Here is a 26,593-nt window from a genome sequence, read left to right on the forward strand (position 1 = left end):
AAATAATATATTTAAAATAAAGAATGACTTTGTGGTAAATTAATTACCAAGTTGCAGAATCATCACTGCAATTCAATTTCCCCTTCCTTGGTTTTAATTATTCGTATTAACTTGCCGTGATCCCTGTCAACGGCCTTATTATTGCCCCGCCTGACTGCGGGGCTTTTTTTTGCATAAAAAAACCCATAACCGGCGAAAGTTATGGGCTCAACAAATGAGAGAGAACTAAAATTTCTACGACGAGGTCAGAGAGACTTTCCACAACAACCTTCATACCTGATGCTACAGCTACGCTGTCCACACAACGCAACGGCAACACCAACTATTCAGGGTACAGCTTTGCACTATCAGGAGAAGATTCGCCCGTTGCACAGTTCATTCCAATAACTGAAGCGCAATAAGCGAATATAACGGTCACGAGCGGCGAAACCACGCCGGGTCTGTGTTCCCCACATCAATGCCGTAAAGGCAGCCTGTAGCCAGAAAACTCTCCAGCAGACGCGATGTGTCCTGCGTCTTTTCTTCAGTCTGATTCTTCACCTTGCGATGAGTGATGCGCTGCCATAACGAGCGTTGCTCAGTAGTTTGTGCAGTCGTTGACATACAGGCCTCCGGTTGAACATTACGTCTGTTTAAAAAATCAGACAGACATTGTCTGCCGCTGGAATGACTTCAGTTAACCGTTTCTGCAGTGCGATTTGAACCAACGATTTATGCTTTGCTTTCTCATTAATAGAATAAAGCAGAATCCCTTCCCTATTCCCTCAGCCAGACACCTTCACAGAACAGTTTTGCACAAGCGAGGCTGTTTTGGTGGCGCTGCGCCGGGCTGGCCGCCTGATGTGCGAGCTGTACCAGCATGCCGGTGAAACACTGTGCCAGAAGTTCAGCCGGAATATCGTTACGAAAGAGTTTGTCCTGCTGGCTGAACGCCAGATTTTTTGAAATGACAGCGGTGAGCATCGTCTGAGTTTCCGGCCCTTCCGGGGGTAACAAAAAAACGCTCTGTGTCAGATTGTTATCTTCAGCCAGAAAGTTCAGCAATTTGCGAAAACTCAGCGCCATGCGATCCAAAACCTGATTCTCAGCTACCTGGGGTGCTAACTGTAGCGATTGCGCCAATACGGTCAGGCGTTCCCGGAAAGTTGCACTGTTTGACTCTGTCATTCCAACATCCTTTATTGCGTTCGGTTCATGCATTCTACCCGACACCGTTCGAAATTCTGACGCTCACTGACTATTAGTGTGAGTACAGTTAATTACGGTGGCTAACATTTGCACATGCTGACTCAGAGGCGTAAACCAGTACGGAGCTCACGCAAAGGTACCGGGCTGGTCTGGCCGTGCCTTGCGCGCAGCACCTGAAAAGAAACCGAATACATAGAGGATAGTGGTATGTCTAAAAATGGAAAAGTGGCTTTAGTAACAGGTGGCGGTCAGGGGATTGGCCGTGCAATTGCGCTTCGTCTGGCGAAAGATGGATTTGCTGTTGCGGTTGTGGATTACAACGGGGAAACAGCGAAGAAAGTTGCCGAAGAAATTAATCATGCGGGCGGTAAAGCAATTGCTCAGCTGGCAGATGTTTCAAACCGCGAACAGGTTTTTGCCGCCGTTGAGGCTGCAACAAAACAGCTCGGCGGTTTTGACGTCATCGTGAATAATGCCGGGATCGCGCCGACAACGTTGATCGAAGACATCACGCCGGAAATTGTCGATAAAGTCTATAACATCAATGTGAAAGGCGTTATCTGGGGGATCCAGGCGGCGGTGAAAGCGTTCAAATCCCTGGGGCATGGCGGCAAAATCATTAATGCTTCTTCTCAGGCGGGCCATGTCGGTAACCCAGAACTGGCTATCTACAGTTCCAGCAAATTTGCCGTGCGCGGGTTGACACAAACCGCAGCGCGCGATCTGGCTTCTCTGGGAATTACCGTAAACGCCTATTGCCCGGGCATCGTGAAAACGCCGATGTGGGAAGAAATTGACCGCCAGGTTTCTGCGGCCGCAGGTCAGCCTGTTGGCTACGGTACGAAGGAGTTTGCGAAAAACATCACCCTGAAACGTCTTTCAGAGCCAGAAGATGTCGCCGCCTGCGTCTCCTACCTTGCAGGCCCGGACTCCGATTATATGACCGGTCAGGCGTTACTGATTGACGGTGGTATGGTCTTTAATTAACGGGATGTATTTTCCTTGCAAGCCTCTCATTCGGGAGGCTTTTGTGTTTTTGCAAGTGAAGAAATCAGTGTCGGGCCAGCGGAATGTAATATTCGCAAGTCACACCGTTTAGTGCAGATTCGCGGGAGTATTTTTCCAGATCCGGCTGCATGATGAATTCCAGACCAAGCGTCGGCAAAAATACTGAATACAAATACAGAATGAAATCATTCAGGCGGCTGAGATCATAAGGATAACGGATCTTCAGATAACGGCTGGCGGGCACCATAATGTCATGGTTATCGCTGATCTTCACTTCATGAGCGACCGTATAATCCATCTGTAATGCATTGGCGACTTCATCATTCGTATCAGGACGACAATCGGATAAGCCCCAGACCGGCGCGAGGAGTGATTCCGGCGTTTCCAGATAGCGTAACAGTTCGGCACGATGTACGTGATTTTTGGCGTTAAACAGCGCTTCAATCGGATAAGAATGCGTTGAAGTCTGGCCCTCGAATGCCATTTCCGGCAATTCTACAATTTCATATTCAGGCGGTGGAAACTCATCCACGGTCAGCGGTGCCGTGATGCCACTCATGGTCCACGATGCATTCCGGCGGTACATTCCCGGCGTTTCAGCAAAGTTCTTTTTGAACGAACGGGTGAACGTCTGCTGAGAATCGTAAGAGTAATACAGCGAAATATCGAGGATCGGCATATTGGTCAGCCGCAAAGCAATCGCGGCCATCGTCAGACGACGGTCACGAATGTATTTGCCCAGCGCGAAACCTGTTTTACTTTTAAACAGACGCTGAAGATACCAGGGAGAATAACCGGTTTTCTTCGAGGCTTTTTCCATGGTCAGACGATCACTTAAGTTGACTTCGATCCAATAGAGTAACTCTTTGATCAAGTCATCATGGAAATCAGGTTTTTGTTCGCTCTGCAAAATGAACTCCCTGTGCTGCGATAAAGTCGCCATAGTTAGTGCGCGACCGATTTTGAAAACGCGTTCACGACAATCACGCCCGCGATGATAAGCCCGAGGCCAATCATTGCCGGGGTGTCCAGCTTTTGCCCGTAACCAAACCAGCCAATGGCGGAGACCAGGACAATACCAACGCCGGACCAGATCGCGTATGCAATACCGGTCGGCAGGGTTTTCAGGGTCAGAGACAATAAAAAGATGGCAATCGTGTAGCCCAGCAATGTGACAACGCTTGGCCACAAACGGGTAAATCCTTCAGAACTTTTCAGGCTGCTGGTCGCAATAACCTCGGCAATAATCGCCAGACCGAGCAGCAAATAAGTTTTAAACATCAGAGGTTTCCTTACATCCAGCTTCACTGACATACAACTCATTCTGGATGGCGCGGTGTAAATTGTATTCCGCACACTGACTGGTTAACCCGAGCGTTTCGAGACGCGACATGGCATCCATGCTGCTGCTCAGACCAATCAGCCTCCAGGATATATGCTCCGGGGATTCGCCTTTGGAAAATTCCCCTTTCTGGCGACCGAATTCAATCGCATCAGATACCAGTTCGTGCCAGTCGGCCACAGACAGCGCAAAAGCTGCTTTCATCAGCGGCTCTTGTTCAGTCAGCAACATGGCCTCATGCCAGAGCGGAATGGCCATCAGCGACTGATCATCCTGGGGATCAATCAACAGCAGGTTGAGCCGTTCCCGGGCGGTCATCTGCTGACTTCTTTCCAGCAACTGTTCTTTCAGGATCTTCATCACCTGCGTATAGGCTTGCGCGCGAAGTTCTCCTGCGCTGGAAAAATGATGATGAACCTGACCGGTTGCGGCCCCCGCTTCCTGAGCAACACGGCGCACCGTGGTGGCAGCCAATCCTTCATAGCGCGCAACCCGTGCGGCGGCTTCAAGAATGGTTGTCTTGCGCGCTTCTTTACAGAGATAGGCCACTTGAAAAATCCGAAGGTGAAGAGACAGCAGAGGATAATGCCAAGACTTGGACGGATGTTCAAGTTTTTTGAGAACGTTCATTCACCTGTGATTATATATAGGTAAATTAGCTTGCATTTGATCAGAAAGGAGTACCCGCTATATGGTGAATATGCATACAGTGGCCGGTGTACTTAGTCAGTTGTACACACGAAACTCGAAGCAGATTTTGTGTCTCCCTGCCCTTTATATTTGGGAAACTGCGGATATTCGCACAGCGGCATTTCACGACCGGCAGTGGCTTTATTGGTATCAATCATGATCTGCTGGCCAGGATCGATGCCGTGATCCACCCACTTATCGAGCGTGCCGAGGGAATCCCAGCTCACGCGGAACGGGCCGCTGCTATGGGTAAATCCGGGGGCAAGATAGAATCGCGCAAACTGATGCAATTCTTTTTCCCCAAACCGTGCTTTAAGCTTCTCGTAATAAGCCAGCGTATTTCCCGGTGGCACCGCCATGTCTGCCGTGCCGTGCATCAGCAGCAATTTTCCACCGTGCTGAACAAAAGCGCTGATATCTGCATTGTCATTATCGACCTGAGACGCCAGTTCTTTCAGCCGTGTTGAATGTTGCGCGGGATTAAATTGCAGGGAATCATAATCCGGCGAACGCATGACTTCATACCGCACTGCCTGATCGCCCATCATATATGGAAAGGAAATGATGATGTTCGATGAGGCCGGTTTTGGCTTATCAGCGCCCGAGCCAAACACGCTGACCAGCGCAGGGGCATCAGCGCCCAGCAAAATCGGCCAGGGCGCAAAGTGATCGCCGGTGGGTAAATTCACGCCCAAGGACACCGGTTTACTCAGCATTACCACCAAAGATAATTGCGCATCCGAAAGGCAAAGGTCACCGTTATCCTTGCCATCGTGACAACGTAACCTTTCCGGTTTAAAGGCTGCCCTGCACGCGTCCACATTGGCGACAACGCCGTCGGTCAGCCCGTCCAGTTTGTCACAGGCACTTAAAACGGAATTGGATATCAGCGCGGCTTTTGCCGGTGAAATCCAGGCTCCCGGCGTGTTGTAAACAGCCTGTCCGATACGAATTCCCGCCATATGCAGTTCGACAACGTTGTAAACCGGATGGATCGCAATAGCGCCGTCGTAATCGAGCGGATACCGCTGAATGGCGGCCAGCGCCTCATGGCCGCCCTGAGAGTTGCCCTGAAAATAGAGACGCGACGGTTTTCGGCCATAAGCCTGTTCAATAAGTGCCACCGCCACGTCGTGCGTTTTTTTAATCTGTGCCCCGGCAAAATTATTCCAGGCTTCCTCATTCAGCGTAAATGATGCGTCGGACACCCCACCCTGATGGCCGGAATCGCTGCCAAAGGTGGCATATCCTTGTTTCAGAGCGCCGGGTAAGGACGCGGGCGCGAGCCGTGCGGTATCTGCCCCTTTTATGGCACCATCGAATCCCCCGCCGCCAAGTTGAAGCGCCTTGCCATTCCAGACGAGTGGCAGATAAAGCTGGAACTGAATATCTGGCGCTTTCGGATCAACCGGTTTGATTTGCCCTTCGAGCTTGCAATGAGTTTCCACGGGCTGACCGGCAATCGCGACGGTCGTTATGACGGCCCCCCGCGTCGGAAGCCCAATGCGCAAAGCCGGAATATGCGTATTTTTCATGGCAACACATTGTGCTTCGGTCAATCCTGAAACGGATGCGGCGGAAACAGTACCGGCGATAAGCATTAAAAACAAACCAGGCAGAATCAATTTCATCAGAAGACGTGTGTCCTTAAGTCGCAGTAACGGCAGTGTGTCACTAAATCAGTGGCGATTGAAGCCCTGTTATTCCGTGAAATGTAGCTGGATTTGAAATTATTATTCCACCTAAACAATATTAATTATCTATGCGCCAATATGCAAATATACAGAAGAGTAATAACAAACTGATTTAATTGAATAATCTCATTAAATAAAATGAATAAACGAGATGTTTTATTTGTATGCGCAGACTTTTCCGGCGTATATTGCTGTCGTCGTCAGGTTCCTGAACGGCACTAATTACACTATTATTTTTAAAGGGATTTACATGAAAAATGTCATCAAGTTCGCACTTCTTTCTGCCTTAGTTGCCACTCTTTCTGGTTGTACCGGTAGCGTTTATAATAAAGAGAAAAACTGCGACTACACTTACTTACTTCACCCGGCCATTTCAATTTCTAAAATGATTGGCGGCTGTGGCCCGACGGATAAATAATCACACTTCGTCACTTTTACGCTGACCGCCCTTTTCAGGGCGGTTTTTAAAACCTAAATTTAGTTACAACATTCTTAAAGTTCATCAAATAAAAACAGTGGAAACTTCAATTCCTGCGTCAGATGCGTTCATGCAGGATAAATGTCCAGATAAAAACGGCCAATTTTCGTGACCGTTTGATATTTGTTGACTGAAATCAGCAGCGTTTTATCGCTTACGCCACAACGTAAGTTCTGCCAACGTGTGTTGGAATTTTCGGGCTGTTTCGCGGATAACAAACGGAATATCCTGCGGTGCCTGGATTTCTTCAAAGTCGCTGGCCAGCAGACGACGCAAAGCCTGATGCGTTGTCACCGCTTCTCCGTTCTCGCGGAAACCGCCAAGCCAGTTTTGCTTCGGCGTGAATTCTTCCAACCAGGTATACGGCGAGGACAACATCAGCACCCCACCACTGCGGATCATCGGCATGATATCTTTCAGAAAACACGCGGGTTCACGCAAACGGTCCAGTAAATTCGCGGCCAGAACCAGATCATACAGTTCGCCCTGCGGTTTCAGGTTACAGGCATCCCCCTGCACAAAATTCACGCGCCCGGTTTGCTCTGCATCGATATTCACTTCAGACAATGAGGCCTGACAATAATCGACCAGCTCACCCTCTTCCGGAATAACATAACGACAGGCTTCGCCACGAGCCAGCGCTAAAGCAACATCAATAAATCGGGCCGAATAATCCATTCCGACAACAGAATCAAAATGTCGTGCCAGCTCGAAACTCGCGCGTCCGGTCGCACAACCTATGTCCAGCGCCCTTCCGCGTAAACCGGAATTTTTCACTGCAATATCAACCAGTTGCTCAGCATAATTAGGCACATCGAAATGACGCGGCCCGTACTGAAAATCCAGATACTGCGCGATCAGGCCGTCCGTTTCGTAAGGATTCACCGTCTGTATTTCCTGATGACCGGATATCACATACCGGAAACCGGCGTGCTGGAAAAAGTGACGACGAAACGCATAACGCGAGGATTTCAGGGCTTCATTACCGGTAGAAATCCAGCTTCCGCCTTTAATCATCGAATGTTTGCCGTCAAATGTTGGCGTGGAAAAGTCATCATAAAGCGGATGCACGCGGAAACCTTCAAAGCCGCTGATCGGCGTGGACGCCCATTGCCACACATTCCCCACGATGTCGAAGAAATGCCCCTGCGCAAAATGGTCGACCGGGCATGACGACGCCCACCAGGCGAGGTTGATATTCCCCGGTGCAGTTTCCCAATCAGGCTGGTCCCCTTGTACCTGATTTCGCAAAATCATCCATTCAGCTTCCGTCGGCAACTGCACAGATTCGCCCGTTTGTGCCGCCTTCCAGCGACAAAATGCTGCCGCTTCCAGCTGATTCACTTCAACCGGCCAGTCCCACGGCATTGCCACTTCTTCGGTCATTAACCGAAGTTTCAGTTGCTCCGGTTCGGTTGCCGAACCGACCCAAAAAGTCGGCATTTCGGCCTGAGCAAAGTCCCGCCATCCGGCGCCTTCTTCATCCCACCATTTTGTGTCCTGATAACCGCCGCTTTCTACAAATGAGAAATACTCTGCGTTACTGACCAGCATTCTACTGGCGCTAAATGCCTGAATTTTATGTGTTACAGAACCGTATTCATTATCCCAGCCGTAAGTGTCGTCCTGCTTACCTAGCGTGACAACGTCACCTTTTATCGCCAGCGTTTCGTTTTCTGGTACGGTCTGACGGTCATGCCGGGCAATGTCGCAGGCGGGCCAGTGCGGCTGCGGGGTGACCCAGCTCACCGGCAACTGACGGATCAGCACGCTGGAGGTTTCCAGATGAATACGTTCATGCTCGATGCCCATCAGAATCACCCATGCCGGGCTGTCCCAGCCAACGGGAAGCGTCAGCGGCATCGACTCAATAATGCCGAGAACTTCTTCGCGAACTTTGTCGCGGTATGCCCGTAAATTGCTGACAGTGGGCCAGTTATAATTCTGATCATCGAGATCGTCCCAGCTCATTTCGTCAACGCCGATCGCCAGCATCGCCTCGATATGGGAATCGATACGCTGCGGGATCAGCCCCGCCGCCATGAGTTTATTGATGTAAAAAGTAGCGGTATGGCCGAAATAGAAAATGAGCGGATGCCGCAGTGAAATCGCTTTAGTGAAATATGCACGTTCGTCGGTCAGGCAATCAAACAGGCTTTCATAGAGCTCCCATGTCTGAATAAAGTAAGCGCGAATTTCCTGACGCTTTTGTTCCGCGGTTCCGGTACTCAGCAGGATTGTCCGGGTCGGTTCGGGTAAACCGGCCAAGTTCGATTGTGGTGAATGCATCATAATTTCCTTAATCTTCTGGCAACGACGAACAATATCCAAGTGTAGCAGTTCAGCTTTGCAAACCGTGCCAGCGAAGGTTTGGGGCGTTGCCCGGCACGTTTACAGATGAAGATGAATGAGCCTGAAATTCATTTAAGTGACGTTATCTTTCCATATAAAGCAGCGAAATTTCCGGAAGTTCCAGAGACTCGCCTTCATATTTGTGGCGTAAATCGAAGTAATCCGGGGCGTCAATAATGCCCTTTATATTGTCAGAAAATGCTTCGAGCGCTTGTTTCATCTGCGGTAAATAGTCGTGAGTGTCGTAAACCCTGTCGATGCCTTCCAGCGAGTGATTCATAATTTTGCGGGCAACATCGTTGGGGACATTGAGGGACGATAATTTGGAACGTGCAGTCCTGCGTAAATCGCGGGTCGAAAAAGCATCGATGCCCAGGCCACGCTCGGCGCGCAACATCCGACGGATCACCTGAGTAATTGCGCCTCTGGATAACGGTTTCTGTGCATCTTTCGGGGAAGGAACCAGCCAGACACTGTCTTTCGGGCTGGCATCTAATAAGGCATTGATGCAAATAATCGCCAGCGGCGGCAGAGGCAGACTGTGATCGCGAGCTGATTTGTTTCGTGTGCCCTGCCGCCAGACGCCAATTCGCAAATTAAACTCGTCTTTCCGCGCGCGGATCACTTCATCCGGCCGTCTTGCGGTCAGCAAACACAGACGTAATGCCCACCGACATTGTTCTGAAATATCCCATAAATCAAGACCATGCCAGAACACCCATATCTCAGCATCGGTCAGCGCCCGTTCGCGCGGCGGTGTGTTACGGCCACCGACATCACGGCGTTTCATGGAACTCAGCGGCGAATGTGCCAGATAACCCTGTGTTTCTGCCCAACCAAAGAATTGCTTACACAGCGCAAAAACCCGTTTGGCTTCCGAAATTTTCCCTTCGGCCAGCAAAATATTGAACAACCGGTTCAGGCGCAGGCGCGAAATTTTGTTCAGCGGGACATCCCCGATCACCGGCAGCACATGTTTCATCAAAGAAGAGACGGCGATTTCCGGACGACGTCGGGTCAGCATCAGCGAAAGTCGGATCCAGATATTGATCACCTGCCGGACCGTCGCATTACCCTCTTCGTCAAAATCGTCCAGTTTCGCCAGCGGTGTCATTTTGACCTGCTGAAGATAGGCCAGAACGTGGCGGCCTACATTTTCGGCGGCAAAATCCGCTTCGACTTCTGTTCCTGAAACCACATTGCCCGCCCGCTGAATTCCATCAGAAAAATCACAGTGCGCAGTTATAGCAAGCCCGCGAAACAGAGGCAAAATGTTTGTGACTCCAGACCTATTAAGTCTGGAGTCACAGAAAGAATGAATAAAGAAAAATGAAGGAGTTATGACGGAGATTGGCGCCTGAAGCATTGGTTATAAAAACAGCACACATAATGATATAGCGCATATTTTCGACTGAACACATCGTTGTAGCTTATAAATTGGCGAAAATATTTCCCGTTTTGCCACCTGAATACATTAATTTCAATAACGTGCTTTCAGCCCTAAAGAAAATTTTGGTTATGCCGACATCTAAAGAGTTAAACCTCTTTTATCTCCTCCAAATCGCAGTCTGGCCATGGAAATGTCACTATGCGCAATAATCAACCTGTATCACAGCGGGAATATCAGTACCCGGACGACGCTACATTGATGTCAACGACTGACGCCGACAGCCATATTACCTATGCCAATGATGCTTTTATTGAAGTCAGCGGTTTTGCCAGTGAAGATATTATCGGTCAGCCCCACAATATTGTCCGGCATCCCGACATGCCGCCGTCGGCTTTCAAAGATATGTGGGCCACATTGCAGCAAGGTTTTCCCTGGACGGCGCTGGTAAAAAACCGCCGCAGAAACGGCGACCATTACTGGGTTCGGGCAAACGTGGTGCCGATTATTCGTGGCGGAAAAACCAAAGGCTATCTTTCTGTCCGGACCAAACCTACCGCGACCGAAATTTCTGACACTCAGGCGCTGTATGAGAAAATGAATCGTGGTGAACTGAACAACCGCCGGTTGTTCAGGGGCCTATTGATCCGCACCGGCATCACCCGTCCGTTCTCAATTTTAAAAACACTTTCTGTTCGCGGACGGATCCGCAGCGGGCTCTTTGCTTTATTCCTGCTTAACTCTCTGGCAGTTTCCACACTCACTGCGTTGCCATCGGCACAGTTGTATTTGGCGTATGCGCTCAGCACTTTTTTTGTTTTGCTTTTAGGCTTCTGGCTTGAATGGCAAATCACGCGCCCGGTCGAACAACTTTGTCATCAGACATTGCGGGTTGCCAGCGGGGCGAGTCATACGATCACGCCGATGGAACGCGTCGATGAAATTGGGATGACGCTGCGCTCGGTTGGCCAGCTCGGCTTGATCTGCCGGTGGATGGTGGACGACGTTAACGATCAGGCACACAAAGTTCGCACCGCCAGTGAATCTCTGGCAAACGGAAACGAAGCGCTGAGTCAGCGGACTGAACAGACCGCCGCGAATGTTGGCGAGACTGCCGCCGCGATGAATGAAATGAGTGCGACCGTTGAAAGCAATACGCAAACGGCCGCCGAAGCCGATAAACTTTCGCTGACTGCCAGCGCCGCAGCTGAAAAAGGCAGTAACGCAATGCAGGGAGTTGTCGGCACAATGCAGGAAATCACTGACAGCTCGCAACAGATTGCGACCATCACCAATGTGATTGACGGCATTGCATTCCAGACCAATATTCTGGCGCTGAATGCGGCAGTCGAAGCTGCCCGCGCCGGAGAACAGGGAAAAGGATTTGCGGTGGTGGCCGGTGAAGTTCGCAGTCTGGCGCAACGAAGTGCAAGCGCCGCCAGCGAAATCAAAAGACTGATCGACACCAGTGTGGAGACTGTTGTATCGGGATCAAAGCAAGTCGATCAGGCCGGTAAAACGATGGCGGAAATTGTTTCTCAGGTGAGAAATGTCTCGTCGCTGATCGGGCAAATCCGTAACGCTACCAGCGAACAAAATCTGGGATTACTGGATATCGCCAAAGCCATCGAGGAACTCGACCGGATCACTCATCAGAATTCCCTTCAGGTTCAGGAAGGCGCACACGCTTCCACCGGTCTGAAACGACAGGCCGACCGGCTGGTGGAAGCCGTCGGCGTCTTCAGATAATTTGTTGAAATTCGATCACGTTCAGCACCAGATACGGAGATTTCGCCGAATTTGGTGCTGGGTTATTTCCCGACTATGTTTCTGACCTCCCACTCTGACGCCAGCAAAGCATACAAATATTCACTGCACCATTCCCCTTTCAGAAAGCAGTTTTCCAGGAAACATCCTTCCCGCCGAAATCCTGCTGACTCGAATAACCGGTAACTGCCGTGATTGCGGATATCGGTAACGGCGTACACGCGGTGCTTTTTAAGATGGTCAAAAAGATATGTCAGCAACAGATTTAATGCGCTCTTTGCAATCCCTTTTCCCTGCCATTTCGGATCAAGCGTTATGCCCAGTTCCACCTGGTAGTCGTCGACAAAATGCAGCCCGAAATCACCCACCATGCCGGATTCAGCGTGTTCGATCGCAATCTGAAACCAGTTATCCGGCGTACCAAAAGGAATTTCATTCATCTGTTCAAACAACAATTCCGCCTGCGGACGGGTGAAATATTCCCAACTTTGATAACGGGCAACAGCGGGATCCTGGCGATAACGGGTGAAAGCGTCGAGGTCGTCATGTTCAAAGTGACGCAGACTGAGTAAAGGTGAGGCCAGTAAAATCATAGCGTTTGCTCGTGAATATATAGGATAATTAATCCGTTATATCAAAGTGTTATTCATTGTGAAACAGTTTCCGTATCAATAAAAAAGCCGGACAAGATTTTCCCTGTTCGGCCTGATTTATCATAATTCCCGATCAGTCCGCTGCCGGGCTCAGGCGTTCGTCAGCCTGAATGCAGAAACCGAACGGGTCAGATGAAGCACCTGCTCTTCCAGTGAAGCCGCCGCCGCCGCCGATTCCTGCACCAGCGCCGCATTCTGCTGAGTCACGCCGTCAATTTCTGTCACGGCCTGCTCAATCTGACTGATCCCCCGGCTTTGCTCATCGGACGCCGTCGAAATATGTTCCATCAGAACATCAACCTGCGTAACCGACGAAATGATTGCCGAAATAGATTCGCCGGTACGGGACACCTGATCCGACCCTTCCTTTATATTGGCAACCGATTCAGAAATCAGACTTTCGATTTCTTTTGCCGCCACCGCACTTCGCTGCGCGAGACTGCGCACTTCGCTGGCGACCACTGCAAATCCGCGACCCTGTTCGCCAGCGCGTGCGGCTTCAACCGCGGCATTCAGCGCCAGAATATTGGTCTGGAAAGCGATGCTGTTGATGACGCCTGTAATGTCTTCGATCTTTTTAGAGCTGCTGTTAATGCGCCCCATAGTTCCGATCACGTCCTGCGCCACCTTCTCACCCGCGCGGGCATTTTTTACCGCTTCGCGCGTCAGACCGCTGGCCCGGCTGACGTTTTCGGTATTTTGTTTTACCGTCGCGCCCAGCTCTTCCATGCTGGAGGCAGTTTGTGTCAGCGCCGCGGCCTGTTGTTCGGTACGCGAAGCCAGATCGATATTGCCTGCGGAAATTTCCTGCGACGCATGCGCGACGGTATGGCTGGTGTCACGTACCTGCCCGATAATTTGGGTCAGGGACTGGCGCATATGTTCCATCGACTGCATCAGTTCTTCAATTTCACTGCGGGAACTGTTTTTAAACGGTACCGGCGTATCGAGATAACCTTCTGCAATTTTGCGGCAATGATCGCGCGAGCTCAGCAGCGGAGTCAGAACAAAGCGCTTGAGTAATAACAACACACTAATAATGATGATCAGGAACAGCAAACCAAACGCAATCGTCAGCCCGATACCGAACTTGAAATTGCCCTGCGCGTCGCTGTTAAGATTTCTGGCGTACTGCTCATGCAGCGCCAGCACTTTATCCAGCACCACTTCGTACTGATGGTCCAGCTGTACCACCGCCGGGATCCGCGCTTTGAACTGCGCCTGATCGCCCGCTTTCGCCGCGTCAATCAACGGTTCGATCCCGTTCTGACGATAGTCCTGATAAGCCGTGCGGTAAGCCTCCGCCAGTGCATTTTCGCCCGGTAGTTTTGGTGCATTTATGTAAGCCTGAAATGCGGCGTCCGCTTTTCCCATCACTTCACTGACGCCGTCCAGAGAAGTAGCAGACGGCTGGCCGCCGTTGTTTTCAATCTCCTTCATATATTCCATCACGCGAACACGCGAGGTACGGCTGTGGTTGATCGGGTCAATGATGGAAAGCACCACGCGGATTTCTTTATTCACGTCATCCAGAGACTGATTGCTCTGCGTCAGCAACCAGACGTTTGAAATCATGCTGGTAAAAAAGAGAGCAAAAAGAACAACTAAAACAAGCAAAGAAGACTTTTTAAGCGACATCAATACATTCTCAAAATGGGGCTGGAGTCTGTTTATCGGCAATTTGCACCAGATGTTTAACATTCTCATCGCCCTATCTGAAATTTGCGGCAGGATGATCGGTGTCTGCAATGGCTTCAGCGGGGTACACGACAGACTAAATCTGACTATTCAGAACAAGGCGTTTTCCCTATTTTTGAAATGATCTTTCACGCCCCGATTAAGAAATATGTGATCAACCTCTTTTAAACGCGCTTTAACAGTCAATTTTTCTGACGGCCAGAAATCCGTAAATTACTGGGGGGGGTAAATATAATCACACCGATGAACAATAAATTCATACGGCATGAATAATTCACCACGCGAATATTCTTAGGAGAATAGGAGGAAAAATCTTATATTTGTTCTCTTTTCTCACCCTGTGCCAAATAAAAATTCATTGCGAAACGTTATATATTTTTTGAGGGTGGGTTACCCATTCTTAAGAAATTTCTTACGCCCCTCAACTTGTAAAGAAAATTACTAAAGTCCGAAAGCCTTAGCGCATGCGGCCCGCGGGGTTACATGAAGAAAATTCCTATATATCAATAAAATGATCTGTATCTTGCCATATCAAAATTTGTAACATTTATTTACATATTTAGTTTTACTTAAAACACCTAATGTTTCTAAAATGTCGTCAACAGGTACTTATCTGAAATTTTCTTTCCAGATAAATTCAAAAACACACTGCAAGATGTTCCCAAAAATATTTTGTCTCGCTTGTGACCCTGATTTAGTTGCACACCGACGTGCATAAAAAGGATGTTTTTTTTGGCAGGGTTGCCAACCTTTCATTTATTTATGGATTCATTGGCAGCGTTTATCACTCCACAGTAAGGGATAGGCATGTCTAATAGCTTTCAGGAAGAAATACCCAAGGCTCGCGTCAATATTAAACTTGATTTACATACTGGCGGTGCCCAGAAGAAAGTCGAATTACCTTTAAAATTAATGGTAATGGGCGACTACAGCAATGGCAAAGAGACCCGTCCATTGTCAGAGCGTGAAAAAGTTAATATCAACAAAAATAACTTTAACAGTGTTCTGGCCGACTTTGGCCCGTCGCTCAACCTGACCGTTGAAAACACCCTGGCCGGCGATCGCAGCGAAGAAAGCGTCAGTCTCAACTTCAGAGAGATGAAAGATTTCGAGCCTGAACAGGTTGCACGCCAGATCCCACAACTGCGCGCGATGCTCGCTATGCGTAATTTATTACGTGACCTCAAATCCAACTTATTAGACAACGCCACTTTCCGCAAAGAACTCGAAGCCATCCTGAAAGATGACAATTTGAGCGATGACCTGCGTGCTGAACTGGCTGCTCTGGCTCCCCAGAATTCTTAACCCTTCCTGAACGGATTAACCCGAGACTATGCTGATGTCTGCTACTGAAAACAGTCAAGAAAGCCGCACAACCGTGCTGGAACGTACCGACGCAGGAAGTGTTTATGCGTCATTGTTTGAAAAAATCAATCTGACTCCAGTTTCTGCACTGGGTGATGTTAATGCCTTCCAGGACGATCAGGCGCTGTCTGACGTCTCTACGGATGAACGTGTCACAGCGGCAGTTCAGGTCTTCCTGGAACGCCTGAAACAGTCCGGTCAGAAAGTTGAACGTCTGGACAAAACCTTGCTGGACGGCCACATCGCGATGCTCGACGAGCAAATCAGCCGCCAGCTGGACGAAGTTATGCACCACCCTGAATTCCAGCGTATGGAATCCGGCTGGCGTGGTCTGAAGTTCCTGGTAGACCGTACTGATTTCCGTCAGAACGTAAAAATTGAACTGCTGGACGTTTCTAAAGGCGACCTGCGTCAGGACTTCGAAGATTGCCCGGAGATCATTCAAAGTGGCCTCTACCGCCATACCTATATCCAGGAATATGACACACCGGGCGGCGAGCCAATCGGTTCTGTGATCTCCAACTACGAGTTTGACGCCAGCCCGCAAGACGTCGCGCTGCTGCGCAATATCTCCAAAGTGTCTGCTGCGGCACATATGCCGTTTGTCGGTGCTGTCGGCCCTAAATTCTTCCTGAAAGATTCCATGGAAGAAGTGGCTGCCATCAAGGATATCGGCAACTACTTTGACCGTGCTGAATACATCAAATGGAAATCTTTCCGTGACTCCGATGACTCCCGCTATATCGGTCTGACCATGCCGCGCGTGCTGGGTCGTCTGCCATACGGGCCGGACACCGTGCCAGTTCGCAGCTTCAACTACGTTGAAGAAGTGAAAGGCCCGGATCACGAGAAATACCTGTGGACCAATGCATCTTTCGCGTTTGCAGCAAACATGGTGAAAAGCTTCATCAAAAACGGCTGGTGCGTCCAGATCCGCGGCCCGCAGGCTGGCGGTGCAGTCACTGATCTGCCAATCCACTTGTATGATCTGGGCACCGGCAATCAGGTGAAAATCCCGTCTGAAGTGATGATCCCGGAAACCCGCGAATTTGAATTCGCCAATCTCGGCTTCATCCCGCTGTCTTACTACAAAAACCGTGATTACTCCTGCTTCTTCTCCGCGAACTCCGCACAGAAACCGGCACTGTATGACACGGCTGATGCTACCGCGAACAGCCGTATTAACGCGCGTCTGCCGTACATCTTCCTGCTGTCACGCATCGCGCATTACCTGAAACTGATTCAGCGTGAAAACATCGGCACCACCAAAGACCGCCGTTTGCTTGAGCTTGAGCTCAACACCTGGGTGCGCTCACTGGTGACTGAAATGACCGATCCTGGCGACGACCTGCAGGCTTCTCACCCGCTGCGCGACGCTAAAGTAACCGTAGAAGATATCGAAGATAACCCGGGCTTCTTCCGCGTGAAACTGTACGCCGTACCGCACTTCCAGGTGGAAGGTATGGACGTCAACCTGTCATTGGTTTCTCAGATGCCGAAGGCGAAAGCGTAAAAGGCCGGAGTGGTAATGAAAATTGAACGTCCCCTGTGGACACGCGGCGTGCTGGTTTCGCCGCAGCAGTTTCAACAACAGGCATCTCTCGAGGCCTGGACCAACGAATGCATAGCGCAAATGGGCACCCTCCATCCGTGGGGGGTGCTCCATGCCACATTTGAGCAGAATGCCCTCGCACAAGGCCGCCTGAAGGCGGAACGTCTGTGCGTACGTTTTCAGGACGGGACGTTAACTGACACTGATTGTGCCGATTTACTGCCGCCGACCTTAACGCTCGCGGCGAGTTTGCCTGCGGAAATCTCTGAGGCTGTTGTCATGCTGTCCATCCCGCAGGTTTACGCTAACGGCGGCAACTGCCTGCAACCTGATGAACGCGCCGAACGTCCAGTGCGTTACCGTCAGGCATGGCGTGATGTGCAAAATCATTACGGCGATGACAAGAAACAGGTCGCAGTGATGACGCATGAACTCACGTTGCGCCTGGACACACAGGAAAATGGGGATTATCAGGTCTGCCCGGTGGCCCGATTAGTGCGTGACGCCCAGGGACACTGGACGCAGGATATGCGATTTATTCCTCCTCTGCTTAGCCTGCAAGCCAGCCACTGGTGCAGTGAGCAACTGGAACTGCTGATGGTGCAGTTGCGCGCGCGTCTGGTTCGTCTGATGGGCATGCGCCGCGAAAGTAACGCCCGTATGGCCGATTTTGCCGTCGCAGACGTTTCACTGTTCTGGCTGCTGAACGCGCTTAACGGCGCGGAGCCGGTGTTGAGCAATTTTCAACGTTATCCGCAGGTCCATCCCGAGCGTCTGTATCAGGAACTGGCCCGTCTGGCGGGTAACTTGCTGACCTTCTCGCTTGAACATGATGTCACCGCTATTCCGGTGTATCAGCATGATCGCCTGACGGCCGTCTTCCCGCCACTTTTTGCCTTGCTCAATATTCTGCTGGAAGCCAGCCTGCCTTCACGCGTTGTCGCGATTGAACTGGTTCACGAACCGCGTGTGAATCAGTGGCGCGGTGATCTGCACGATCCGCGTTTGCGCGAAGAAGTTGATTTTTACCTGTCGGTGCGCTCTGCCCTTTCTTCTGCTCAGTTGCAAATCCAGTTCCCGCAACTGTGTAAAGCCGGTGCACCAGATGACGTTGGTAACGTCGTGAACGTCGCATTAAGCGGCATTCCGCTACAGCCGCTGAGCCATGTGCCCGCAGCAATTCCTCTGCGTCTGGAAAACCAGTACTTCTCCCTCGATCTCAACCACCCTGCAGCTAAGCAAATGATGGACGCAGGTGCCTGCGTATTCTACGTACCGGGCACACTGGGCGACATCCAGCTTGAACTGTTTGCGGTACTGCGCGCATGAGTCCATCCATGAAAAGAGAAACCCCGGCGGTCGATATCGACGCGTTGCTTGCTGACACCTGGCTTCAGGTCATCAGCCTGCGTCAGGGCATGATCAGCGCAGAAGGTGAAGGCCGGATTTTCTGGCAGCGCTGCGTGGCCGATATCGAACGCGTCCAGCAGGCGTTGCACGACGCCGACGTCAGCGAGCAAAGTTGTCAGCACATAAAGTACGCCCAGTGCGCCATCCTCGATGAAACCGTCAAGGGCCGCAGCGTCCAGGACGATACCTATTACGTGTGGTGTAACACCCCGCTGCAGGCGCACTTTTTCAATACACTGGATGCGGGAAATCAGCTGTATGAACAAATGCGTACCGTCCTGCGCGAGCCTGCGCCGGACACTGCCGTACTGACCTGTTTTCACCGGGTGCTCATGCTCGGATTCCTCGGCGGTTACAAGAGGGCTGAAGTCACTGAACGCGAACAACTGGTTGATGAACTTTCGGCCCGTGTGCTTCCGTTCAGTTTCACGCCGTCGCGCCCGGTGCTGGCTGTCGGAGCATCACGCAATCGCCTGAGCGTCTGGTTGCGCTACTGGCCGGTGCGCCTGGGTCTTGCCACCTGCGTGGTAGCCCTGTTGTGGTGGGGACTTGATCACTGGCTGTCCGGCCTGTTGTCTACCCTGCTACCGGGAGCGGTGCAATGAGTCCGAGGTGGCAACGCAGTTTATGGCTGTGGTCCGGCATTCTGGTGGGAATACTGTGTCTGGTATTCCTGCCTTTCTCACCCGTAATCCGCTGGCTGGCCACCGGGATGGTTATCATCGTCTGTGTGATCGGAATGTGGCGTGCTGGACGTCAGCCTGCTACTGAACTCACCAATTTGTTGTCCGACGGGCTGCCGCCCGAAAAATACCGCCTGCCGGTAGTGCTGGTATGCGGTAACGCACTGCCGGCACTGTTTGGTACCGGTACCGTTCAGCAGACAGCACAGGGTTGCTGGCTGCGGGTTGATGATATCAGCACGCTTCGTCAGTTTACGCGGCAACTGCTGTGGCAGCGGCCAGAGTGGGCAAAGCAACTGGCTGTGATGGTGTCGGTAGATCCGCAGGCACATGCGGATGAGAAAGCGCTGGCCACGATCTTGTATGAACTGCGCTGGCAAATGGTGCAACTGCGCCGGGACACGCGCCGCGCCGTCCCGTTGTTGTTAGCCAGTACGGTCGCAACCAGCCTGACGGACAGCCCGCTCTGGCTGTCACAACAGCATACTCAGGCAGTCACACTTTGGCCCGCGGTCACCCAACCTGAAACGCTGGCCAACTGGCAGCGGATGGAAGGCAACGCCGGGCAACCTGCGCGGATAAAACAGACGCTGCTGTTCAGCCAGATCAACAACTGGGTGGCAGCGCAGGTCTTGCCCGCGCTGCAGGCCCGTAACGATGACGTTGCCTGCATCTCCCCGCAGCAGGTGATCCTGCTTCAGGTGCCTGGGCTGAGTTCTCTGAAACCTGCATCACTGTGGCAACACTGGCTGTCCGCGCATACCGCGCTGACGCACGCCAGCGGCTGGCATCCGGCGGCGCATGCTGACGGCGCCACCCTGCCGTTCCCTGACTTTGTTCTGGTGGATTTACCCACCGGGAATGGCGTGTCTTCACGTCGCCGGGCACTGCGTCACAGTGTGACGTTACTGACACTGGCCGCCGTGGTTGCTCTGTGCTGCAGCGCCTGGCACAACCGCCAGCTTCTGCATCGTGTGGCCTTCGATATCCGCCATTACTACGACATCGCAATGGACGATTACGTACCCAAAGCAAATGCCGTTGACGTTCTGCGTCAGGATGCAGCTCAGCTTGATGACTGGTTCCGCAACGGCGAGCCGCTGCATCTCGGTCTGGGGCTGTATCAGGGAGAACGCCTGCGTCTGCCACTGCTGGCAGCGATTAAAAGCTACGTTCCCCCGCCCCCCCCTCCACCGCCCGTTGAGAAAGACACACCGAAAACTGTGCGTCTTGATGCCTTGTCGCTGTTTGACACCGGCAAATCCGACCTCAAACCGGGTTCCCTCAAAATGCTGGTGAACGCGCTGGTCGACATCAAAGCCAAGCCGGGCTGGCTGATCGTCGTCGCCGGACACACCGACATTACCGGAGACGCGAAGGCCAATCAGGTTTTATCCCAGAAGCGTGCGGAATCATTGCGCGACTGGATGCTCTCCACCAGCGATGTTTCCCCGACCTGCTTTGCGGTTCAGGGCTTCGGCGCAACACGCCCGATTGCAACAAATGATACCCCGGAAGGCCGTGCAGCTAACCGTCGTGTCGAAATCAGTCTGGTGCCGCAGGCAGACGCCTGCAAGGCAACAGCAACCCCTGATTCATCAAATGATTGATGGATGCTCAACCTAGAAATGGAGAACTACCCATGGCAATTCCTGTTTATCTGTGGCTGAAAGACGACGGCGGCGCGGACATTAAAGGCTCCGTAGACGTAAAAGATCGCGAAGGCAGCATCGAAGTGGTTGCGCAGGAACATAACCTGTACATCCCGACCGATAACAACACCGGCAAACTGACGGGTACCCGTATTCACACCCCGTTCCTGTTTACCAAAGAAATCGACTCATCCAGCCCGTATTTGTACAAAGCAGTGACCACCGGTCAGACCCTGAAATCTGCTGAGTTCAAATGGTACCGCATCAACGACGCTGGCCAGGAAGTGGAATATTTCAACACCAAGCTTGAGAACGTCAAACTGGTGAAAGTCGCGCCAAAAATGCACGACATCAAAGACCCGGCTAAAGAGAAACACAATCACCTCGAAGCGATTGAGCTGCGTTACGAAAAAATCACCTGGACTTACAAAGACGGCAACATCATTCATTCCGATTCCTGGAACGAACGCACCACCGCGTAATTCCCTACAGCAGACGGTTCGCCGTCTGCTGTTTTTGTTGTTTCCAAAACTGCCCTGCTTCCCGGACGGTTTCGTAAACACCAAATAATTCGGACATCGACCTTATGGGCCTGGGTTCCTGCAAAGGAAAGGCTAAGGGCGGTAGCATACCCAAAAAAGGAATTGAGCATGGAACACCAGTCAGCCGTTTTACTTCGTCGTCTGAACCCGTATTGCGCGAAAGCGCTGGAAGCTGCCGCGACGCTGTGCCAGACCCGCGCACATGCGGAAATCACGCCTGAACACTGGCTGCTGAAACTGCTCGAACAAGGCGAAGGCGACATCACCGTGCTGGCCCGCCGTTATGAATGGGACATGGACGCGCTCTGGCAAAGCCTGCTGGCCCATCTCGATGCCCTGCCGCGTTCCGTGCGCACCCGTCCGCAACTCTCCGATGATTTGCAGACGCTGATGAAATCTGCGTGGCTGGCCGCCTCTTTGCAGGACGACAACCAGACTATCCGCAGCGTGAATCTTCTCGAAGCCCTGATCGCCAAACCTAAACTGCTGCGCTGCGAAGGCCTGTGGCCGCTGTTCAGCCTGAGTGAAGAACATCTCCGCCGTCTCAAACCGATGCTGGATGCGGTGTCCGAAGAGCGTTCAGCGCTCCAGCAACAGGAAAGCCTGAACATGCCGGTGTCCTCGCTGAATGAATCTTCTGCCACGCCGAAAGCCGACAATCTCTCCAGCCACGGTCTGAACGAAGCCCTGCAAGCCGCACTGGATAAGTTCACGCTGGACGTCACCGCAAAAGCGAAAGCCGGGCAAATTGATCCGGTATTTGGCCGCGATAACGAAATCCGCCAGATGGTTGATATCCTCTCCCGCCGCCGTAAAAACAACCCGATCCTCGTGGGCGAACCGGGCGTGGGGAAAACCGCGCTGGTGGAAGGCCTTGCGCTGCGCATCGCGGAGGGGAACGTGCCGGACAGCCTGAAAACGGTCAGCCTGCGCACGCTGGATTTGGGTCTGCTTCAGGCCGGTGCGGGCGTTAAAGGGGAATTCGAACAACGCCTGAAAAACGTCATCGACGCCGTCCAGCACTCCCCGACGCCGGTTATCCTGTTCATCGACGAAGCGCATACCATCATCGGCGCAGGCAATCAGGCCGGTGGCGCGGACGCCGCCAACCTCCTCAAACCCGCCCTTGCCCGCGGCGAACTGCGTACCATCGCCGCCACCACCTGGTCAGAATACAAACAGTATTTTGAACGCGACGCCGCCCTCGAGCGCCGCTTCCAGATTGTCAAAGTCGACGAGCCGGACGACGAGATGGCCAGCCTGATGCTGCGTGGCCTGAAATCCCGCTACGCCGGACATCACGGCGTACACATTACCGATGAAGCGGTAAAAGCCGCCGTCAGCCTGTCGCGCCGCTATATCACCGGCCGTCAGCTGCCGGACAAAGCCGTCGATTTGCTGGACACCGCCAGCGCCCGCGTCCGTATGAGCCTCGATACATTGCCGGAAGATTTAACCCGTCTGAAAGCGCAAATCACCGCGCTGGAAATGGAAGAACAGGCACTGCTGGAAGATATTGCGCTGGGCAACAAAACGCACGGCGATCGCCTTGAAAAGATTGAACAGGAGACCGGTCGTCTGAGCAAACAACTCACCGCGCTGGACACACAGTATCACGCGGAGAAAGCCCTGACGCAGCAACTGCTGGAGACCCGCCAGGACATCAGCCGTCAGCAAGAAATCGCCAGCCTGCAGGATCAGCTCAGCCATTTGCAGGGCAATGCGCCGCTGCTGAGTCTGGATGTTGATGTGCGCACGGTGGCCACCGTGATTGCCGACTGGACCGGCGTGCCGTTGTCCAGCCTGTTAAAAGACGAACAGACAGATTTGCTGCAACTTGAAAATCACCTGGGGCAGCGCGTCATCGGGCAGGATCACGCGCTCATGGAAATGGCGCAGCGTCTGCGCGCTGCCAAAACCGGCCTGACGTCGGAAAACGGTCCGCTGGGCGTATTCCTGCTGGTCGGGCCGAGCGGCGTGGGTAAAACCGAGACCGCGCTGTCACTCGCCGACTGCCTGTTCGGCGGCGAGAAATCCCTGATTACTATTAATCTCAGCGAATATCAGGAAGCGCATACCGTTTCCCAGCTGAAAGGTTCCCCTCCGGGCTACGTCGGCTACGGCCAGGGTGGGATTCTGACCGAAGCCGTACGCAAACGTCCGTACAGCGTCGTCCTGCTCGATGAAGTCGAGAAAGCGCACCGCGACGTGATGAACCTGTTCTATCAGGTCTTCGACCGCGGCTTTATGCGCGACGGCGAAGGGCGGGAGATCGACTTCCGTAATACCGTCATTCTGATGACCGCCAACCTTGGCAGCGACCACATAATGCAACTGCTGGAGGAACAACCGGAATCGACAGACACTGATTTACAGGAAATGCTGCGCCCTGTCCTGCGCGATCACTTCCAGCCCGCGCTGCTCGCCCGTTTCCAGACCCTGATTTACCGCCCGCTGGCCGCCACCGCGCTGCGCATCATCGTTGAGATGAAACTGGCGCAGGTCGCCAGACGCCTGAGCAAACATTACGGCCTGCAAACCACTATTGAAGAAAGCCTCTACGACACGCTGGTCGCCGCCTGCCTGCTGCCGGACACCGGCGCGCGTAACATCGACAGCCTGCTCAACCAGCAGATCTTGCCGGTGCTGAGCCAGCAACTGCTGAGCCGCATGAGCGGGCAACAACGCACCACTTCACTGGCGCTGGGCTGGGATGAAGAGGAAGGGATTACGCTGGAATTTGACGGAGAAGGGAAATGAGCGTAGCAGCATCACTGTTTTTCGACCACAGCCACCATAAACTCGCGGTGCATGGCAGCGCGTCGGATATGGACGTCCTGAGTTTTACCGGCACGGAAGGCCTGAGTACACCGTTCAGCTATGCCATCCAGTTCACCAGCAGCGACAAATCCATCGACCCGAAAATCCTGCTGATGCAGGACGCCTCGCTGACCCTGCAGGCACCGGTGGCGCAGGCCTTCGGCGTCTCCGTGCAGGAGCCGCAGCGCGTTATTCAGGGGGTAGTCACCGGCTTTAAGCGCCTCTCGACCTCGAAAGATGAAAGCCGCTACGAGGTGTGCCTCGAACCACGTCTGGCGCTACTGGCCCGCAGCCACCAGAACTGCATTTATCAGGACATCTCCGTGCCCGGCATCGTCGAGAAAATCCTGCGCGAACGCCACGACATGCGCGGGCAGGATTTCGTCTTTACGCTGACCAAAGAATACCCGCGCCGCGAACAGGTGATGCAGTACGGTGAAGACGATTTGGCGTTTGTGTCCCGCCTGCTGGCCGAAGTCGGTATCTGGTACCGCTTCACCGCTGACCCGAAACTCAACATCGACGTCGTCGAATTTTACGACGACCAGCAGCATTACGAACAGGGGCTGAGCCTCGCGGCCGTGCCCCCTTCCGGGATGCACGACGTGGGTGTCGAGTCCGCCTGGGATTTAGCCAGCCACCATCGGGTGGTCGAAAAGTCTGTTTCTACCCGCGATTACAACTACCGCACCGCCACCGCCGACCTGAGCAGCAGCGCCGACGTCACCCGTGACGACGCCACCACCTACGGCGAAGCCTATCACTACGCCGACAACTACCTGACCGCCGGGGCCGAAGGCCGTGACCCGGAGCCGGAGAGCGGCGCGTTCTACGCCCGCCTGCGTCACGAGCGCTACCTGAACAATCAGGCGCACTATTCGGGCGTCGCCAATGCCGCCACGCTGGTGCCGGGTCAGGAGCTGAAAGTGACGGGCAGCAGCATTCACGCGCAGTTCGCTCAGGGCGTGGTCATTACCCGCACCGTCAGCACGGCCAGGCGCGACAAAAGCTTCGAAGTCACTTTTGAAGGCATTCCGTATTCAGAAGATTACTGCTTCCGCCCTGAACCGGGCAGTAAGCCGGTGATGGCAGGCACCCTGCCCGCGCGCGTCACCAGCACCACGGCTAACGACACTTACGGACATATCGATAAAGACGGACGTTACCGCGTCAATATGCTGTTCGACCGCGACGCGTGGGAACTGGGCTACGAAAGTCTGTGGGTCCGTCAGGCCCGTCCTTACGCCGGCGACACTTACGGTATGCATCTGCCCTTGCTGGCAGACACCGAAGTCGCGATTGCGTTTGAGGACGGCAACCCCGACCGACCTTACATCGCGCACGTCCTGCATGATTCGGCGCACGGCGACCACGTCACCATCAAAAACTACAAGCGCAACGTCCTGCGCACGCCGTCTAACAACAAGCTGCGTCTTGATGATGAGAAAGGCAAAGAGCACATCAAGCTCAGCACCGAATACGGCGGCAAAAGCCAGCTGAACCTCGGGCATCTGGTGGACAGTGAAAAACAACAGCGCGGCGAGGGTGGAGAGCTGAGAACTGATGACTGGGTAGCCGTTCGTGGCGGTAAAGGGATCTTGCTCACCTCACAGGTACAATCTCAGGCGGGCGGAAAACAACTGAGCATGGACGAGATTAAACGTCAGCTCTCAGATGCCCTCTCTCTCGCTGAGGCTCTGTCTAACCTGATGAAAACGGCCGAGATTGATCCACTTGACCACTCGACGCAGCAAAACTTTCTGCAGCAAAATATCGATGAACTGCAACAACCTGTCATTTTAGCGGGTGCGCCAGGAGGTATTGCGTTGTCAACACCACAGCATATTCAGCAAAGTGCCAACGGTAGTCTGATAATGACGGCAGGCGAAAACGCCGAATTGTCAGTTCTTAAACGCATTGCCTTATCAGCCAGAAAAGCTCTGGTGATGTTTGTGCATGAAATGGGCATCAAAATGGTGGCTGCTGCAGGGAAAATTCAAATTCAGGCGCAGTCTGATGCCATTGAAATCACTGCAGTGAAGGGCGTTACTATCACCAGCACAGAGGATGAAATCCTCATCACGGCGAAAAAGAAAATCACCCTGCAGTGTGGCGGCTCATACCTGACCATTGAACCGACCAAAATAGAGTCTGGAACTGGTGGTGATTTTAATGTGAAAAGTGCCAAGTTTGATTTTGCCGGCCCGGCGAAACTGGATGTCCCGTATCCAAAATTTACGGTGTGCGAATCCGCTGCTTCTGACGCTTCAAGTCAGGGTGATGCCACGATGTCAATGAGCTGAGGACTTTGT

At 52.6% G+C, this 26,593-nt stretch carries 21 protein-coding genes; 11 read left to right on the forward strand and 10 right to left on the reverse strand.

The window, feature by feature from the left end; genetic code table 11:
• Positions 1–414: 414 nt before the first annotated feature.
• Positions 415–603 carry a hypothetical protein gene (locus J1782_RS18035; protein ID WP_217153641.1) on the reverse strand — a complete coding sequence of 63 codons (189 nt, stop codon included), beginning with the start codon at positions 601–603 and terminating at the stop codon, positions 415–417.
• A gap of 153 nt (positions 604–756) precedes the next feature.
• Entirely contained in the window at positions 757–1,167 is a 411-nt protein-coding gene (locus tag J1782_RS18040) for a hypothetical protein (protein ID WP_217153642.1), read from the reverse strand.
• A gap of 228 nt (positions 1,168–1,395) precedes the next feature.
• Here J1782_RS18040 and J1782_RS18045 point away from each other — a divergent pair, with 228 nt between their 5' ends.
• Positions 1,396–2,175, forward strand: coding sequence for a (S)-acetoin forming diacetyl reductase (locus J1782_RS18045; RefSeq protein WP_152328050.1), 780 nt, complete (start codon positions 1,396–1,398; stop codon positions 2,173–2,175).
• 64 nt (positions 2,176–2,239) lie between these two features.
• Here J1782_RS18045 and J1782_RS18050 read toward each other — a convergent pair whose 3' ends face one another.
• From J1782_RS18050 to J1782_RS18065, 4 genes are all read right to left on the reverse strand, one after another.
• Complete coding sequence (locus tag J1782_RS18050; protein WP_152328049.1) at positions 2,240–3,106, reverse strand: helix-turn-helix domain-containing protein; 867 nt, start codon at positions 3,104–3,106, stop codon at positions 2,240–2,242.
• Positions 3,107–3,141: 35 nt separating this feature from the next.
• Entirely contained in the window at positions 3,142–3,477 is a 336-nt protein-coding gene (locus tag J1782_RS18055) for an SMR family transporter (protein WP_217153643.1), read from the reverse strand.
• Entirely contained in the window at positions 3,470–4,168 is a 699-nt protein-coding gene (locus J1782_RS18060; RefSeq protein ID WP_244370753.1) for a TetR family transcriptional regulator, read from the reverse strand. Before J1782_RS18060 ends, J1782_RS18055 begins: the two co-directional genes overlap by 8 nt.
• Before the next feature lie 92 nt (positions 4,169–4,260).
• Complete coding sequence (locus J1782_RS18065) at positions 4,261–5,859, reverse strand: tannase/feruloyl esterase family alpha/beta hydrolase (RefSeq protein WP_254303109.1); 1,599 nt, start codon at positions 5,857–5,859, stop codon at positions 4,261–4,263.
• Between the two features lie 313 nt (positions 5,860–6,172).
• Between J1782_RS18065 and J1782_RS18070 the strand changes: the two genes are divergently transcribed.
• On the forward strand, positions 6,173–6,340 hold the full coding sequence (locus J1782_RS18070) for a YhfL family protein (protein ID WP_152328047.1): 168 nt from the start codon (positions 6,173–6,175) through the stop codon (positions 6,338–6,340).
• Positions 6,341–6,547: 207 nt separating this feature from the next.
• On the opposite strand, the gene ovoA is transcribed toward J1782_RS18070, so the two are convergent.
• Together ovoA and J1782_RS18080 are read right to left on the reverse strand one after the other, a co-directional pair.
• The gene (gene ovoA / locus J1782_RS18075) at positions 6,548–8,689 is read right to left on the reverse strand and encodes a 5-histidylcysteine sulfoxide synthase (protein ID WP_217153710.1); all 2,142 of its coding nucleotides are present in this window, start codon (positions 8,687–8,689) and stop codon (positions 6,548–6,550) included.
• Positions 8,690–8,834: 145 nt separating this feature from the next.
• Positions 8,835–9,950 (reverse strand): tyrosine-type recombinase/integrase, encoded by a 1,116-nt coding sequence (locus J1782_RS18080; protein ID WP_371819797.1) that lies wholly within the window; start codon positions 9,948–9,950, stop codon positions 8,835–8,837.
• A 390-nt stretch (positions 9,951–10,340) separates the two neighbouring features.
• On the opposite strand from J1782_RS18080, the gene J1782_RS18085 reads away from it, so the two are divergent.
• On the forward strand, positions 10,341–11,888 hold the full coding sequence (locus J1782_RS18085; RefSeq protein ID WP_217153644.1) for a methyl-accepting chemotaxis protein: 1,548 nt from the start codon (positions 10,341–10,343) through the stop codon (positions 11,886–11,888).
• A 62-nt stretch (positions 11,889–11,950) separates the two neighbouring features.
• Here the strand turns inward: J1782_RS18085 and J1782_RS18090 are convergent, their stop codons facing one another.
• Both J1782_RS18090 and J1782_RS18095 read right to left on the reverse strand, forming a co-directional pair.
• Positions 11,951–12,499 carry a GNAT family N-acetyltransferase gene (locus tag J1782_RS18090; protein ID WP_165060494.1) on the reverse strand — a complete coding sequence of 183 codons (549 nt, stop codon included), beginning with the start codon at positions 12,497–12,499 and terminating at the stop codon, positions 11,951–11,953.
• Positions 12,500–12,649: 150 nt separating this feature from the next.
• A complete protein-coding gene (locus J1782_RS18095) occupies positions 12,650–14,197 on the reverse strand; it encodes a methyl-accepting chemotaxis protein (protein ID WP_165060497.1) in 1,548 nt (515 codons plus the stop codon).
• A gap of 867 nt (positions 14,198–15,064) precedes the next feature.
• On the opposite strand from J1782_RS18095, the gene tssB reads away from it, so the two are divergent.
• The 8 genes from tssB to vgrG all read left to right on the forward strand — a co-directional run bounded on the left by tssB (position 15,065) and on the right by vgrG (position 26,584).
• Positions 15,065–15,562 carry a type VI secretion system contractile sheath small subunit gene (gene tssB / locus J1782_RS18100; protein ID WP_152328043.1) on the forward strand — a complete coding sequence of 166 codons (498 nt, stop codon included), beginning with the start codon at positions 15,065–15,067 and terminating at the stop codon, positions 15,560–15,562.
• Positions 15,563–15,590: 28 nt separating this feature from the next.
• On the forward strand, positions 15,591–17,135 hold the full coding sequence (tssC, locus tag J1782_RS18105) for a type VI secretion system contractile sheath large subunit (RefSeq protein ID WP_152328042.1): 1,545 nt from the start codon (positions 15,591–15,593) through the stop codon (positions 17,133–17,135).
• 15 nt (positions 17,136–17,150) lie between these two features.
• Positions 17,151–18,503, forward strand: coding sequence for a type VI secretion system baseplate subunit TssK (gene tssK, locus J1782_RS18110; protein WP_217153645.1), 1,353 nt, complete (start codon positions 17,151–17,153; stop codon positions 18,501–18,503).
• Positions 18,500–19,189, forward strand: a complete 690-nt coding sequence (gene tssL / locus J1782_RS18115; RefSeq protein ID WP_217153646.1) for a type VI secretion system protein TssL, short form — start codon at positions 18,500–18,502, stop codon at positions 19,187–19,189. Before tssK ends, tssL begins: the two co-directional genes overlap by 4 nt.
• Complete coding sequence (locus J1782_RS18120) at positions 19,186–20,877, forward strand: OmpA family protein (RefSeq protein WP_217153647.1); 1,692 nt, start codon at positions 19,186–19,188, stop codon at positions 20,875–20,877. Before tssL ends, J1782_RS18120 begins: the two co-directional genes overlap by 4 nt.
• Positions 20,878–20,909: 32 nt before the next feature.
• Positions 20,910–21,401, forward strand: coding sequence for a type VI secretion system effector Hcp (gene hcp / locus J1782_RS18125; protein ID WP_101079103.1), 492 nt, complete (start codon positions 20,910–20,912; stop codon positions 21,399–21,401).
• A 168-nt stretch (positions 21,402–21,569) separates the two neighbouring features.
• Positions 21,570–24,221: a type VI secretion system ATPase TssH gene (gene tssH / locus J1782_RS18130; RefSeq protein ID WP_217153648.1), complete on the forward strand. Its 2,652-nt coding sequence runs from the start codon at positions 21,570–21,572 to the stop codon at positions 24,219–24,221.
• On the forward strand, positions 24,218–26,584 hold the full coding sequence (gene vgrG, locus J1782_RS18135; RefSeq protein ID WP_217153649.1) for a type VI secretion system Vgr family protein: 2,367 nt from the start codon (positions 24,218–24,220) through the stop codon (positions 26,582–26,584). Before tssH ends, vgrG begins: the two co-directional genes overlap by 4 nt.
• Positions 26,585–26,593: the final 9 nt, after the last annotated feature.

The sequence above is a fragment of the Rahnella sp. BCC 1045 genome, from assembly GCF_019049615.1.
GTDB classification, from domain to species: Bacteria; Pseudomonadota; Gammaproteobacteria; order Enterobacterales; family Enterobacteriaceae; genus Rahnella; species Rahnella contaminans.

Bases quoted from the DNA above. Each gene is read 5' to 3' on its own strand.
- J1782_RS18085 (WP_217153644.1), top strand. From the start codon at position 10,341: ATGCGCAATAATCAACCTGTATCACAGCGGGAATATCAGTACCCGGAC.
- J1782_RS18095 (WP_165060497.1), bottom strand. From the start codon at position 14,197: ATGTCGCTTAAAAAGTCTTCTTTGCTTGTTTTAGTTGTTCTTTTTGCT.
- J1782_RS18070 (WP_152328047.1), top strand. From the start codon at position 6,173: ATGAAAAATGTCATCAAGTTCGCACTTCTTTCTGCCTTAGTTGCCACT.
- J1782_RS18065 (WP_254303109.1), bottom strand. From the start codon at position 5,859: ATGAAATTGATTCTGCCTGGTTTGTTTTTAATGCTTATCGCCGGTACT.
- vgrG (WP_217153649.1), top strand. From the start codon at position 24,218: ATGAGCGTAGCAGCATCACTGTTTTTCGACCACAGCCACCATAAACTC.
- hcp (WP_101079103.1), top strand. From the start codon at position 20,910: ATGGCAATTCCTGTTTATCTGTGGCTGAAAGACGACGGCGGCGCGGAC.
- J1782_RS18120 (WP_217153647.1), top strand. From the start codon at position 19,186: ATGAGTCCGAGGTGGCAACGCAGTTTATGGCTGTGGTCCGGCATTCTG.
- J1782_RS18045 (WP_152328050.1), top strand. From the start codon at position 1,396: ATGTCTAAAAATGGAAAAGTGGCTTTAGTAACAGGTGGCGGTCAGGGG.
- J1782_RS18060 (WP_244370753.1), bottom strand. From the start codon at position 4,168: ATGAACGTTCTCAAAAAACTTGAACATCCGTCCAAGTCTTGGCATTAT.
- J1782_RS18040 (WP_217153642.1), bottom strand. From the start codon at position 1,167: ATGACAGAGTCAAACAGTGCAACTTTCCGGGAACGCCTGACCGTATTG.
- ovoA (WP_217153710.1), bottom strand. From the start codon at position 8,689: ATGCATTCACCACAATCGAACTTGGCCGGTTTACCCGAACCGACCCGG.
- J1782_RS18035 (WP_217153641.1), bottom strand. From the start codon at position 603: ATGTCAACGACTGCACAAACTACTGAGCAACGCTCGTTATGGCAGCGC.
- tssB (WP_152328043.1), top strand. From the start codon at position 15,065: ATGTCTAATAGCTTTCAGGAAGAAATACCCAAGGCTCGCGTCAATATT.
- J1782_RS18055 (WP_217153643.1), bottom strand. From the start codon at position 3,477: ATGTTTAAAACTTATTTGCTGCTCGGTCTGGCGATTATTGCCGAGGTT.
- tssL (WP_217153646.1), top strand. From the start codon at position 18,500: ATGAGTCCATCCATGAAAAGAGAAACCCCGGCGGTCGATATCGACGCG.
- tssC (WP_152328042.1), top strand. From the start codon at position 15,591: ATGCTGATGTCTGCTACTGAAAACAGTCAAGAAAGCCGCACAACCGTG.
- J1782_RS18090 (WP_165060494.1), bottom strand. From the start codon at position 12,499: ATGATTTTACTGGCCTCACCTTTACTCAGTCTGCGTCACTTTGAACAT.
- tssK (WP_217153645.1), top strand. From the start codon at position 17,151: ATGAAAATTGAACGTCCCCTGTGGACACGCGGCGTGCTGGTTTCGCCG.
- tssH (WP_217153648.1), top strand. From the start codon at position 21,570: ATGGAACACCAGTCAGCCGTTTTACTTCGTCGTCTGAACCCGTATTGC.